Below are 12,173 nucleotides of genomic sequence, written 5' to 3' on the forward strand. Positions count from 1 at the left end.
ATACCCCGGCCGGATCCCGCTGGGCGGGTCAGCCCAGCGGCGGGTCAGCCCGCGGTGGTGGCGCCGGCCGCAGGGCTCGCGGCGGGGGCCGACGTGACCCGGGAAGCGGCAGTCGACGAGGTCGTGCCGACCGTCGAGGCCGGCGTGGCGCCGGCCGACGGCGAGGCGGACTGCCCTGCCCGCGGCGTCCCGGTGACCGCGCCCGGAGCCGCCGAGGCGCCGGGCGCGGGCTGCTCTACCGGGACGTCCAGGGTGATGCTGCCGGCCTTGGCGAAGGTGATGGTGACGGGCACCTGGGACCCGATCAACAGGTTCTGCTGGACGTTCTGCAGGGTCGGCGCGGAGCCGTCGGCAATGAAGATCTTTCCGGAACCGGGTGGCAGCTCGGCGGGGCTCGGGACCCTGCCGCCCGCCGCCAGGGGGGAGGACACGCCGATGATGGTGTCAGGCTCGGTGCCCGCGTTGAAGAACGCCGAGACGATCTGTGCGGAGTCTCCCCGGGACAGCGGGCCTGCCACATAGACATTGCGTAGCGTGATGCTGCCGACGGCGCTCGAGACGCTGTTGGTCGTGGTCCGGGCGAGGTTTGTCACCGCGTCGTTGCCGGAAGCGCAGCTTGCCAGGCCAGCGGACCCGACCACCGAGGCCAGGAGCGCGACACCGATCCGGTGGGAGGCGATGCGCCGCCTGAAGGTGGACTGTCGGCCGGCGTCGTGGCCCGACTCCGGGGCGGCGGACGCCCCGCCGACGGCGGGTGTGGCTGACGTGAAACGGGCACCCAGACGGCGGCTCACAGCTCGGTGGCTCCTCCTGCGCGAGACCGGTGCCTCGGGTGCGCACCGGTGCTGGTTGACGGTCGCCCCGGGGAGCGACCACCGGTGGCGCCGCCTCCACCGCCGGCCGTCGTAACCGGTGCGGAGGGGTCACCCCCGGTGCCCGGATGATTCGGTCTAAGACGGTCCGTCTCCCGACTCACCCGTGCGGGGCTAACACTAGCCATCCCCCGGCATCACGTGCGGCGGCTGTGGGCGGTACGAGACCCGCGGATCCGGCCCAGGAGCACGCTCGGGCCGGATTTCGGCGCCCTATCCGGGCCGGCTGGCCTGGGCGATCGGTCCGAGCGACCCCGGACGTGGGCAGCATCACGGCGTGGGGGGAGTCACGACCTGTCGGGCGACCCGGCGAGCGCCGTCCGTTCCGTGGCGATAGCCCATTTTCATGACGAGATGACCGTTACATAGCGATGTGTCGCGATGTGTCCGGTGTGCCGCGGCGGGACCGGTCGGGTGGATCGGGTGGATCGGGTGGGCCGGGGCCCGGGCGGGACCCCGTGCCGGCCCGCGCCGGGGGTTCGCCATGCGGCCCGCGCTCAACGTACAGCCAACATCCGCCGGATCGTCACCCATTTTACCTGGTAGGACATCTTCGATGTCGGTGCGCGGCGATCTGACGGGTGGCTGGGCGGATCTGTAGTCCCTGGGTGTCCGTCCTCCGGAGCGGGTGGCCGGAAGGCGGCGCCGGGTCCCTCACCCTGGCGTTGCTGGTCTTGAGTACCTGCAGCGTGCGTCTGACCTGCGGCGATGCGTGCGTGTTACGCTGGTAGAGGCGGAAGGGGCACGTGACACATGGCGTTCCAAGTCGGCGAGACCGTTGTTTACCCGCATCATGGTGCTGCTCTGATTGACGCGATTGAAACTCGCGTCATCAAGGGCGAGGAAAAACTCTATCTCGTGCTGAAGGTCGCTCAAGGCGATCTGACTGTCCGAGTTCCGGCCGACAACGTCGGCATGGTCGGGGTGCGTGACGTCGTCGGGCAGGACGGGCTGGAACGGGTGTTCGAGGTGCTCCGCGCCCCGCACACCGAGGAGCCCACCAACTGGTCACGACGGTACAAGGCAAATCTTGAGAAGCTCGCCTCCGGCGATGTGAACAAGGTGGCTGAAGTCGTCCGTGACCTGTGGCGACGCGATCGCGAACGCGGTCTTTCCGCGGGCGAGAAGCGAATGTTGAGCAAGGCCCGGCAAATCCTCGTCAGCGAGCTTGCGCTCGCCGAGGGCACCAACGAGGACAAGGCGGAGGCCATGCTCGACGAGGTTCTCGCCGGATGATCGTAGGCTCGTTGGCGCAGGCGTAATTCGTCCGGCCGACAGGCGATCTATTCGGCACGGCATGATAATCCGGAAAGGCATTCTCTTTCCGGGAGACCGCCGTCCCGAGCGCGTTGCCGACTCAGGTTCCGGCTGAGTGGGCGTCGAGACGGTGGTGGGCGGTGTTGCGCCCACCGGCGGCTCGCGCCGAGCCGGCTGGATCGGCCAGGCCCTCGTGGCGGATGGCACACGGGAGGTCCTGTGGTGGGCGAAGGTCACCGGTTGCCGGTGGCGAGCCCCCGGGTGGCGGCGATCGTGCCGGCTGCCGGCCGGGGTGAGCGGCTGGGGGGAGGTACTCCCAAGGCGCTGCGAGCCCTCGGGGGCAGGCCCATGCTGGTGCGCACGGTGGAATCGTTGCGTCGCTCCAGGCTGGTGACGCAGATTGTCGTCGCGGCGCCACCGACGCTGGTCGATGCCGTGGCCCAGTTGCTTGGCGGGGACGTGTATGTGATCGCCGGAGGCGCCGAGCGGGTGGATTCGGTCCGCCGCGCCCTGCGAGCCGTGGACGACGACGTCTCCGTGGTACTGGTCCACGACGCCGCCCGGCCGCTGACGCCCCCCGAGCTGGTCGACGCGGTGGCGGCTGCGGTGCTCGACGGACATCCCGCGGTGATTCCCGTCGTGCCGCTGGCCGACACGGTCAAGGAGGTGGACGCCGACGGGCGGGTGGTGCGTACCCCGCCGCGGGACGGTTTGCGAGCCGTGCAGACCCCGCAGGGATTCCGCCGCGACGTGCTGAGCGCCGCGTATGCGCTCGAGGACATCGCTGTGACCGACGATGCGGGCCTGGTGGAGGCTCTGGGAGTGCCGGTGACGACCATTCCCGGCGCGCAGGAGGCATTCAAGGTGACTCGACCGGCGGATCTCGTGCTCGCCGAGGCGCTACTCGCCCGCTGCGACCCCGCGGACGACGCCCGGTCCGCGGAGGCCCGGTCCGCGGAGGCCCGGTCCGAGGAGCCTCAGTTCGCGGGTGCCCGGTCCGCGGACGCCCGGTCCGAGGAGCCTCAGTTCGCGGGTGCCCGGTCCACGGACGCCCGGAGTGGCGGATGACCGGCGGCCCGCGGTGGGACGAGCCCGTCGTGGACGCCGCGCCCATCAGCCGGCAGGCCCCCGCGTCCAGCTTGGTGAACACGGTGATCCTGCCCCGGGTCGGCGTCGGGGTCGATGTGCATCCGTTCGCCGCCGGCCGGCCGTGCTGGGTGGCCTGCCTGGAATGGCCGGGGGAGACCGGGCTCGCCGGACACTCCGACGGGGACGTCGCCGCACACGCGGCCTGTGACGCACTTCTCACCGCCTCGTGCCTCGGTGATCTGGGTCGGGTGTTCGGCACGGACCGACCGGAGTACGCGGGTGCGTCGGGCGCGGTCCTGCTGGCTGAGACGGCTCGGCTTCTCGGTGCCGCCGGTTGGGCGATCGGCAACGTCTCGGTCCAGGTCATCGGGAACCGGCCCAGGATGGCCGGGCGTCGCGAGGATGCGCAGAAGGCGATGTCCGTGGCCTTGGGCGCATCGGTGAGCCTGTCGGCCACCACCACCGACGGACTCGGCCTCACCGGGCGGGGCGAAGGCTTGGCCGCCATCGCGACCGCGCTCGTCATCCGCGCCTGACGGCGGGCCCGTCAGGCGGTGATATGCCGTTTTGTCATCGACTGACTGCGTGCCGGCGCGGAGATGAGAGGGTGGGCCGACCCTGGCCCCTCCCCGAGGAGTCTGATGGCTGACCGCCTTCCCGAGCCGGTGAGGGCCCTTGCCGACGCCCGGACCTACGTCGTTCTGGCGACGATCCAGCCCGACGGCTCGCCGCGGATGACCGTGCTGTGGGTGGACCGCGACGAGGACGAACTGCTGCTGTCCACGGTGCGGGGACGTGCGAAGGAACGCGACATCGCAAGGGATCCGCGGGTCGGACTGATGTTCCTCGACCAGGGCGATCCCTACGGTTACGTCGAGGTCCGCGGGACCGCGACCCTGACCGAGGAGGGCGGCCGGGAACTGATCGACCGGCTGTCGGTGAAGTACACCGGAGACGTGTACCGGTGGGATGATCCGGATGAGGTCAGGGTGGTCGTCCGGGTCGTGGCGGACCGGGTACTGACGGTCGGCTGACCCTCCCCTTGGGTCCCGTCGATCGAGCGGGGGCCGTACCCTTGACAGATGGGTCTCCACCTCTACGACACGCGCAGGCGGCGTGTGCGGCCATTCGAGCCGCTACGCCCCGGTCACGTGGGCGTCTACGTGTGTGGGCCCACCGTGCAGGCGGCCCCGCACGTGGGCCACATCCGCACGGCGCTGCCCTTCGACCTGCTGCGCCGGTGGCTGGTGCAGTCCGGCCGTTCGGTGACCTTCGTGCAGAACGTCACCGACATCGACGACAAAATCATCATCAACGCGGATCGGGACGGCACCTCGGTCTGGGAGCTCGCCACCCGGCAGACCCGCGCGTTCGACGACGCCTACCGCACTCTCGGGATCCTGCCCCCGACGATCCAGCCGCGCGCCACCGGTCACATCCCCGAGATGATCGCGCTGGTGTCGGCCCTCGTGGAGGGGGGCTACGCGTACGCCAGCGGCGGTTCGGTCTGGTTCCGGGTGGGTGCGTTCGCCGACTACGGAGCACTGTCCCACCAGCGACCCGACGCGATGCAACCGTCCGTGGAAGCCGAGCCCGGCAAGGCCGACCCCCGCGACTTCGCGTTGTGGAAGGCAGCCAGGCCCGGTGAACCGTTCTGGTCGTCCCCCTGGGGTGACGGCCGGCCGGGCTGGCATCTGGAATGCTCTGCGATGGCCGGAAAATACCTCGGCCCGGTCTTCGACATCCACGGCGGCGGACTCGACCTGGTTTTCCCGCACCACGAGAACGAACGGGCCCAGACGGTCTGCGCCGCCACGGCCCGCCCGGCGTCGAACGCGGCTTCGGCCGATTCGCCCGGCCCCGGTGGTGGCGAGCCCGGTGGTGGCGAGCCCAGTAGCGGCGAGATGGCGCGCTACTGGATGCACGTCGGCCTGCTGACGACCGGCGGGACGAAGATGTCGAAGTCGTTGGGAAATTCCGTCCTGGTGGCCGACGCCCTCGACGCGGTCCGTCCGCAGGTTCTGCGTTATCACCTGCTTTCCGCGCACTACCGGTCCACGCTCGAGTACAGCGCCGAGGCACTGGCGGAATCCACCGCGGCCCACGACCGGGTGGAGACCTTTGTCCGCAACGCGTTGGACATCCTCGGCGGGCCCGGGGAGGCGGCGGCACTGGCGGCCGACGAGGTCGTCTCGTCGGTGGCAGGGGCGCAGCCGACGGTGGCCGGAGCCCGGCCGGTGCCGGTTCCCGGGCCGGGTGGTGAGTCGAGGCTCACTCCGCGGCGGGCCTGGTCCGATTTCACCATCGCCATGGACGATGATCTCGCCGTCGGGCGTGCGCTGGCGGCCCTGTTCGGCGCGGTGAGTCAGGGAAACCAGGTGCTGTCGAAGGCCCACAGCCGGGAGCTGGCCGGGTGGGTGGACGTGACCCGCCGGATGCTGAACATCTTCGGTCTCGACCCGCATGAGCAGTGGCCCACCGCAGGTGCCGAGTTCAGGCCGGCGCTGGACGGCGCGATGCAGGTCGTGCTGGATCTGAGGTCCGCGGCCCGGGCCCGACGGGACTACGCGGAAGCCGACGCCATCCGGTCGAGACTGGCAGCCGCCGGCCTGATCGTGGAGGACACTCCAGAGGGCCAGCGCTGGCATCTGGCCTGATCCGATCGGCGGGTCGCCTGCCGCCCCGGACAGCGGCAGGCGACCTGGTAGATCAGCGGGCGCGCAATGTGATGCGCGTCCAGGCGCCCAGGTAGACCCGGTCCCCGTCACGAAGCGGAACGGGCTGGCCGGGCTCGATGGGGTCCGGTTCGTCGTTCAGTCGGGTGCCGTTGGTGGAGCCCGGGTCGCGGACCGCGTAACCGCCGTCGGGCAGCAGTTCGAACAGGGCGTGGCTGCGGGAGATCCCTGGGTCCTCCGGCGCTCCGGACAGGTCGATGTCGGGATGGATGCCACGGGACTCGCTGCGCCGTCCCACGAGCATCTGAGAGCCGGCCAGGGCGAAGACCCGACGAGGGTAGAAGGTCGGGAACGGGACCCGGTGGTCGTCGCCGCTGTCGTAGTACTCGCGCTCCGCCTCGACGATGGCCTCCCAGACGGTGCTGCCCGCCGACGCGCGGTCCCGGTCCCATCCGGCACCACGCCCGGCGCCGGCCCGCGGGTCGTCGAGGACCGCGTCACGGGGGTCGACGTGGCCGCCGCGGGTGCCGCCGAGTTCCGGATCGCCCAGTCGCGGATCGCCCAGTCGCGGATCGCCCAGCCGCGGATCACTCAGCCGCGGATCACTCAGTCGCGGATCACTCAGCCGCGGGTCGGCGCCGGGCCGAGCGTGCCGCGGGTCGGTCGTGTGCCGCGGGTCGGTTGTGTGCCGCGGGTTGCCGCCCCGGCTCTGGGTGACCCGGTCGCCGGCTGGCGCGGGCGGGGCGGAGGCGTCCATGCCCAGCGGGTCCGCACCGTAGCCGTACTCGGCGTCGCGCCGGCTCCGGCGGTGCGTGTCCGACTCGCGATCAAGGTCGCCCCGCGGATCCGGATATCCACCCGGCGTCCGGCTGTCGCGGCCGGTGGGGTAGCCGCCGCGGTCGGCCCGGTCGTCATGGCCGCGGCTGTAGGGGTCGCGGTCGTAGGGATCGCGGGGATCATCGCGGGGATCGAGGTCGGGGTAGCCGCCCGGGACGCGCTCCTCGCGGCTGTCGCGGCCGACGGGGTAACCGCCACGGTTCTCCGGCGTGCCCCAGTCCCGGCCGTAGGGATCGCGCCCGTGGTCGATCCGGTCGTCGGGGGCCGGCCGCTCGTCACGCCCGCGTGGGTAGGGGGCACGATCATAGCCACCGGGCGGGCCGTAGGGGTCCTCCTGATAACCGCGGCCCCCCCGGGACTGGTCGGGGTAGCCGTCGCGGCCATACCCGCCATACGCGTCGCCGCCGCGCGGGTCGCCGCCGCGCGGCGGGTCCGTCACCCCGGGCAGGTCGGCTGGCGAACGGCGGATGCCCAACGGGTCGTAGCCATCTGGACCGTCCGCATCCGGGCCGGTCTGCTCGGCTGGCCCACGCCGGCGGTTCCCGTCAGCCGAGCGGCCGGGGGCATCTGCTCCGTAGGGAGCTCGCCCGCCGTCCTCCGGACGGTATTCGTACCTCTCCTGACCACTCATGATCCCAATTCCGCACCGATCGCAGTAGTCGGGTCGTGAGACAGGTGCCCCGTAGGGCATCGTGCCCTCACCTGATCACCGGTTCACCCGGAGGGTCCTCGTCGACCGTGTGTCAAGGACCATCTCATCGATCTCATCGATCTTCTTGACGTTCTTCTTCAACCGAACCGTACCTGTTGTGGCATTGTCGACGTGAACCACCTTCTGTAGGAGGCGGTAGGTGTCTCCGTTGCCGGAGGCGAGCGCCAGCTGAGCGCCGCGTCCGAGCAACAGTGTCGCAGTCGCCTCGTCGTCGGCCCGACGCGCCTCCAGACCCCGTAGCACCGCGGCCGCGAGTTCCGCCTGGTCGGTGTAGTGGGCGACCGGGTCGTTGATCCGGCTCCACTGGGTCTCATCGTCCGTCCAAACCGCTCGGACCAGCGCCTTTGACGTCACCCGGCCGTCGACGACGAGGCTGACCCGCGCCGCCAGCGCCTCGGTTCCCAGCGCGCGGGCGGGCACCTGGACATTCAAATGGTAGTCGCGCGACTCGATTCCCCACGCGCCGGTACGGTACCGGAAGGTACTCGTTCTGGTAGACCTCCGCGGCGAAGGCGCTCATCAGTCCTCCACCCGGGCGGCCACCACCGTGATGTTGTCGTGTCCCCCGGAGTTGATGGCGAAGTCGACGAGGTGGCGGGCGACGTCGATGGCCTCGCAGTGGGGTGGGAGCTGGTTGACGAGCGCGGCCATCACGTCTGGCCGGGACGCGTAGTTCCACAGCCCGTCGCTGCAAACCAGTACCGTGGCCGGCGCCTCGATCGGGAACATCTCGGTGTGCGGCGCGACGTCCTCGACGTCGCCGCCCAGCCAGCGGGTGAGGGTGTGCGCCCGCCGGTGCGTCTCGGCCTCGTTGGCCGGGATGAGCCCCGCGCGCGCGGCCTCGGCCGCCCAGGTGTCGTCGGCGGTCAGCCGCTCGCACCAGCGCGGACCGAGCAGGTAGACCCGGCTGTCGCCGACCCAGCCGACTGTGACCATGCCCGGCCCGTCCGGGGTCGGCGGGGTGACGATGGCCGCGGCGAACGTGCACGACGGCGCCATCCGCCCCTCGGCCGCGCTGAGTTGGGCGATGGTCGCCTGGGCCGCGTCGACGGCGGCGTGCAGCGCGGCCTCGGCGTCCTCCGGGGAGAACCCGCCGACAACCGCGCGGGGCGATGTTCGCGGCTTCTTGTAGTCGGCATACGACGGTTCGAGGATGTCGAGCATCTCCTCGGCCCGGCTGACGCCGCGCGACGGGCGGGTGCCGTGGTGGACGGGGCGCCCCGGGCCGTGGGCACGCACCGCATCCGCGAGGACGGCCATGGCCGCGGCCGCCGCGGCGGCCGAGGCCTGCCCGGAGCCCGGAGTGGTCGATACGCCGTCACACACCACCGCGATCAGCGTGCCGTACACGACGGCCAGGCCCATGGCGTCCTCGTTGGTGGTGTGCCGGACGCCGCGGTCGCACACGCCGGCGAGCTGGCCGAGGTCGACCTCGCTGTGGTCGGCGTCGCCGTGGCCGGGGTGCGGACCCTCCAGCCCGTGACCACAGACCTCGCAGTACCGGTCGTCGGCATACACCGGTGCCGCGCACACCGGGCAGCGACCCAGGTCGTCGTCGAGTTCGAACGGCCCGCTCCCGGTGATCTGGTAGGCGACCGTGGGGGCGTCGTCATGCGGGTTGAGGTCCACCGTCATGCCGCCGGGAGAAATCGGACGCGGCCGGAAACAGCCGGGAGAACGCATGCGGGCGGTGTGCGCAGAGCCATGTGCTGGGTGCCTCCTGCCCCTGACGATCGGGTCGTCGATGCTCGCCGTGGCCGTCTCGGGACACCGACGGCGCGCGCCCGATGATCGACCGAAGTGGTCGCACTCGTCGAGCTGGTCATCACACATTCATGGAGATGTATTCTCCCAGCTTCCCCCACGGCACGTCGAGGGTGTAAATCGCCGTGCCGGCGACCTGATCCGACGCGCCCGCCATCGTCGGCGGGCGACTCTAAAAGAGCGTAAAGGCCGGGGGTGGATGGTGGCAGGGCCCCCGCATCCCGGGGAACCCCGGGCCTGCCGATCGGCGTGGTCACGCGGCCGCCGCTCATGACCCGCACCTCCGCTCGCGTCGTCACGTCGTCTCCCCGGGTCCGCCTGGGCCGCCGGGCCGGGAGGTGGCGCTCAACGTTCTATGCCGGGCATTCTCCAGGAATGTCACCGCCGCGGCGGTGACACCGCCAGGTCGGGGAGCACACCCGCCGAACGCCCGCGACGGCGTGCCGCGCGGCCCGGCAGCCGTGACGAGCGCGGTACCGTAGGCCTCCACTCCGCCGAGCATGGTGAGACTGGCATCGAGATCGTCGATGTTGATCAGGTGGCTCCCCGCCTTCGCCATGGGGCACCAGCGGTCTTCGGCCCGCGACCACCCGGCGGCGGGTGGAAGAACGATGCGCACCTGACCCTCCTGACGCCGGTGAGGAGCGGCCGGACCACATCAGGTCGGGCCGTGGGCCTGCCGGCCCTCAGGATAGGGCGCCGGGTCCCCGGAAACGGCCATGTCGAGGTATGCCCATGGCAGAGCTCCTCCGCCGAGTTCCCGCCGAGCTCTCGCCGAGCGCGCCCCGACACGCCGGTGTCGTCCGCCGTATACCGTGGTCACATGGTCATTCCCCGGGCGTGTACTGGTCGGTGGTCCTGATGGCCGGCGCCGCTCGCCGGGACAGCGGGATCGCCCGCGGCGGTCAGGGCGGTCGGGCCGCCAAGGCCGGTTCCCACCGCAAGGGGGCCTCCACGGGCAGCGGCGGTCACGGCCGCAAGGCGCTGGAGGGCCGTGGGGCCACTCCGCCCGCGCAGCTGCGCCCCGGCCATCCCGCCCAGCGTCGTGCGGCGGCGGCTGCGGCGGCCCGTTCCGCCTCGGCCGGAGCCGAGCGGGGTCGAGCGGCCGCCGGCCGGCGCGGGGATGGTGGCCGCGCCGTCGCAGCTGCGGCCACCACCGGGCCGAGCGCCGTGGGGGGTTCCGCGGGGGCCGGGCGCCCACGGCGGACCGAGGGCGACGAGCTGGTGGTCGGGCGCAACGCGGTGGTCGAGGCGCTGCGGGCCGGGGTACCGTCGTCGACCCTTTTCATCGCCGGCGGGCTGGACTTCGACGAGCGGCTCGCCGACGCCCGCCGGCTCGCCGGGCGGGCCGGGATCGCCGTGGCCGACGTCGGCCGCACGGATCTCGACCGGATGTGTGGCACCGCTCCGCATCAGGGTCTCGCCCTCGTGGTACCGCCGTTCCGGTATGCCCATCCGGATGATCTCCTCGCCCGCGCGCGCTCGTCCCCTCCGGGTCTGCTGGTGGCGTTGGACGGGGTCACCGATCCTCGCAACCTCGGGGCCGTGGTGCGCTCGGCCGCCGCCTTCGGTGCCCACGGCGTCGTCGTTCCGGAGCGTAGGGCCGCCGGCGTGACCGCCGCGGCCTGGAAGACCTCGGCGGGGGCTGCCGCCCGGCTGCCGGTGGCGCGCGCCACCAACCTCGCCCGCACGCTCGTCTCCTACGCGGCGGGCGGCCAGTTCGTTGTCGGTCTGGCCGCGGACAGTGAAGTGAGCATCGACGAGCTCACGATGGCGACCGACCCCCTCGTCCTGGTGATCGGTTCCGAGGGACGCGGGTTGTCCAGGCTGGTCGAGCAGCGCTGCGACGTGAGGGTCCGGATCCCCATGGCGGGTGCGGTGGAGTCCCTCAACGCGGGGGTGGCCGCCGGGATCACGCTGGCCGAGATCGCCCGCCGCCGTCGGATCGGCTGAGCCGGCCGATCGGTGGGTCCGCCGGGTCTCCGCCGGGCGGGGCCGCGGAAGTTGAGCTGGCCGACGTCGCCGTGACCGGGAAACCGTGACCGGGAAACGTAGCGCGCAGCCCCGTGTCCCGGACGGGACACGGGGCTGCTGACCGCGCGCCGATCAGTACCGGCCGGGCGCGGACGGTGAAGGCTGGCGCGGGAAGTCGGGCAGCTCAGATCTTGTGACCCCAGCACGGCTTCGAGGCGTACCAGGGGCTCGTCCCCTGCTGGGCGTACAGGATGCGGGCGCGCTGCCACTGCTCGGCGACGCTGGCGTGCTGCGGCAGACCCTTGCCGCCGACCCCGTGCCAGGTGCTGGGCAGAAACTGGAACAACCCGCCGGCGCCGATGGAGTTGACCGCGCGGGGGTTCCCCCCGGACTCACAAGGGATCACCTTGGAGAGGAAGTGGTCGGCGTTCGTCGACGCGCTGGCCGGTTGGGACAGCGCGAGGCCACCGCCGATCGAGGCCGCGAGAGTGGTGGCGGCGATCAAGGCCCGGGAACCGAGCCTGATGCGGTTGAGACCACGAGCGAGCGAACGAGCGTTGGACATTGAGTTGCCCTTCCCCACGCCTGCGAGGTGAGCTGTCGGGTTCGGGCTGGGAATGCCCGGCCGCGCATCGCGGCTTCACCCCGAGGACGTCTTTTATCGGCGCCCGGAATTGGTTCCCCCGCTCCTGCCAAAGGTTTGATTCTCGTCGAGCGGGGGCAGGATTCGGCGTGCCGCCCGACGCATGCCATCAGGTGACGGCACGGCAACGAACATAGCTGAGAGTGACCCGGGAAAAACAAGAGTACGTGAGGATGCACACAGTGCACCCCACTTACTTGTCCCGATCTTTTTAATGGTGTTTCGCGCCCGCGTGCGCGCCCGATCCTAGAGGTTGTTCAGTGGGCTGAAAATCCCCAGTTCGTGGCTGGGTCGTCACGCTGACGGTAAACAATACGCGATGCGTGGGGAATCTGTTCCGCCGCGTGGCG

At 71.4% G+C, this 12,173-nt stretch carries 11 protein-coding genes, 1 pseudogene and 1 riboswitch; of the genes and pseudogenes, 6 read left to right on the plus strand and 6 right to left on the minus strand.

All coding sequences use genetic code 11. The annotated features are described in order from the left end of the window. Positions 1–44: 44 nt before the first annotated feature. Positions 45–794, minus strand: coding sequence for a hypothetical protein (locus BMG523DRAFT_RS14510; protein WP_011438611.1), 750 nt, complete (start codon positions 792–794; stop codon positions 45–47). A gap of 831 nt (positions 795–1,625) precedes the next feature. Here BMG523DRAFT_RS14510 and BMG523DRAFT_RS14515 point away from each other — a divergent pair. The 5 genes from BMG523DRAFT_RS14515 to BMG523DRAFT_RS14535 all read left to right on the plus strand — a co-directional run bounded on the left by BMG523DRAFT_RS14515 (position 1,626) and on the right by BMG523DRAFT_RS14535 (position 5,875). Beyond that, entirely contained in the window at positions 1,626–2,108 is a 483-nt protein-coding gene (locus BMG523DRAFT_RS14515; protein ID WP_006545253.1) for a CarD family transcriptional regulator, read from the plus strand. Between the two features lie 243 nt (positions 2,109–2,351). Next, positions 2,352–3,197 carry a 2-C-methyl-D-erythritol 4-phosphate cytidylyltransferase gene (ispD, locus tag BMG523DRAFT_RS14520; protein ID WP_051623887.1) on the plus strand — a complete coding sequence of 282 codons (846 nt, stop codon included), beginning with the start codon at positions 2,352–2,354 and terminating at the stop codon, positions 3,195–3,197. Between the two features lie 74 nt (positions 3,198–3,271). Next, positions 3,272–3,754: a 2-C-methyl-D-erythritol 2,4-cyclodiphosphate synthase gene (gene ispF / locus BMG523DRAFT_RS14525; RefSeq protein WP_035729408.1), complete on the plus strand. Its 483-nt coding sequence runs from the start codon at positions 3,272–3,274 to the stop codon at positions 3,752–3,754. Between the two features lie 105 nt (positions 3,755–3,859). Beyond that, positions 3,860–4,252 (plus strand): PPOX class F420-dependent oxidoreductase, encoded by a 393-nt coding sequence (locus tag BMG523DRAFT_RS14530; protein ID WP_011438607.1) that lies wholly within the window; start codon positions 3,860–3,862, stop codon positions 4,250–4,252. Positions 4,253–4,300: 48 nt separating this feature from the next. Next, positions 4,301–5,875, plus strand: a complete 1,575-nt coding sequence (locus tag BMG523DRAFT_RS14535; protein WP_011438606.1) for a cysteine--tRNA ligase — start codon at positions 4,301–4,303, stop codon at positions 5,873–5,875. Positions 5,876–5,927: 52 nt separating this feature from the next. Here the strand turns inward: BMG523DRAFT_RS14535 and BMG523DRAFT_RS14540 are convergent, their stop codons facing one another. The 4 genes and pseudogenes from BMG523DRAFT_RS14540 to BMG523DRAFT_RS14555 form a co-directional block, all read right to left on the minus strand. Further along, entirely contained in the window at positions 5,928–7,361 is a 1,434-nt protein-coding gene (locus BMG523DRAFT_RS14540) for an FHA domain-containing protein (protein ID WP_235463157.1), read from the minus strand. A gap of 75 nt (positions 7,362–7,436) precedes the next feature. Further along, a pseudogene (locus BMG523DRAFT_RS14545) lies at positions 7,437–7,916 on the minus strand (hypothetical protein); the annotation flags it as partial. Between the two features lie 45 nt (positions 7,917–7,961). Further along, entirely contained in the window at positions 7,962–9,077 is a 1,116-nt protein-coding gene (locus tag BMG523DRAFT_RS14550; protein ID WP_023840700.1) for a PP2C family serine/threonine-protein phosphatase, read from the minus strand. A gap of 424 nt (positions 9,078–9,501) precedes the next feature. Beyond that, complete coding sequence (locus BMG523DRAFT_RS14555) at positions 9,502–9,825, minus strand: hypothetical protein (protein ID WP_133057045.1); 324 nt, start codon at positions 9,823–9,825, stop codon at positions 9,502–9,504. Positions 9,826–10,067: 242 nt separating this feature from the next. Here BMG523DRAFT_RS14555 and rlmB point away from each other — a divergent pair, with 242 nt between their 5' ends. Continuing rightward, complete coding sequence (gene rlmB, locus BMG523DRAFT_RS14560; protein WP_011438601.1) at positions 10,068–11,159, plus strand: 23S rRNA (guanosine(2251)-2'-O)-methyltransferase RlmB; 1,092 nt, start codon at positions 10,068–10,070, stop codon at positions 11,157–11,159. A gap of 205 nt (positions 11,160–11,364) precedes the next feature. On the opposite strand, the gene BMG523DRAFT_RS14565 is transcribed toward rlmB, so the two are convergent. Then, positions 11,365–11,745, minus strand: coding sequence for a transglycosylase family protein (locus BMG523DRAFT_RS14565; protein ID WP_011438600.1), 381 nt, complete (start codon positions 11,743–11,745; stop codon positions 11,365–11,367). A gap of 2 nt (positions 11,746–11,747) precedes the next feature. Then, a riboswitch (cyclic di-AMP (ydaO/yuaA leader) is annotated at positions 11,748–11,923 on the minus strand. Positions 11,924–12,173 lie beyond the last annotated feature (250 nt).

Origin of the sequence: Frankia sp. BMG5.23 (assembly GCF_000685765.2) — a bacterium.
In the GTDB taxonomy this organism is placed as follows: Bacteria; Actinomycetota; Actinomycetes; order Frankiales; family Frankiaceae; genus Frankia; species Frankia casuarinae.

What these genes read in the sequence shown, in the direction of transcription:
- BMG523DRAFT_RS14540 (WP_235463157.1), bottom strand. Translation starts at nt 7,361, where the DNA reads ATGAGTGGTCAGGAGAGGTACGAATACCGTCCGGAGGACGGCGGGCGA.
- BMG523DRAFT_RS14535 (WP_011438606.1), top strand. Translation starts at nt 4,301, where the DNA reads ATGGGTCTCCACCTCTACGACACGCGCAGGCGGCGTGTGCGGCCATTC.
- BMG523DRAFT_RS14550 (WP_023840700.1), bottom strand. Translation starts at nt 9,077, where the DNA reads ATGACGGTGGACCTCAACCCGCATGACGACGCCCCCACGGTCGCCTAC.
- BMG523DRAFT_RS14565 (WP_011438600.1), bottom strand. Translation starts at nt 11,745, where the DNA reads ATGTCCAACGCTCGTTCGCTCGCTCGTGGTCTCAACCGCATCAGGCTC.
- BMG523DRAFT_RS14515 (WP_006545253.1), top strand. Translation starts at nt 1,626, where the DNA reads ATGGCGTTCCAAGTCGGCGAGACCGTTGTTTACCCGCATCATGGTGCT.
- BMG523DRAFT_RS14530 (WP_011438607.1), top strand. Translation starts at nt 3,860, where the DNA reads ATGGCTGACCGCCTTCCCGAGCCGGTGAGGGCCCTTGCCGACGCCCGG.
- rlmB (WP_011438601.1), top strand. Translation starts at nt 10,068, where the DNA reads ATGGCCGGCGCCGCTCGCCGGGACAGCGGGATCGCCCGCGGCGGTCAG.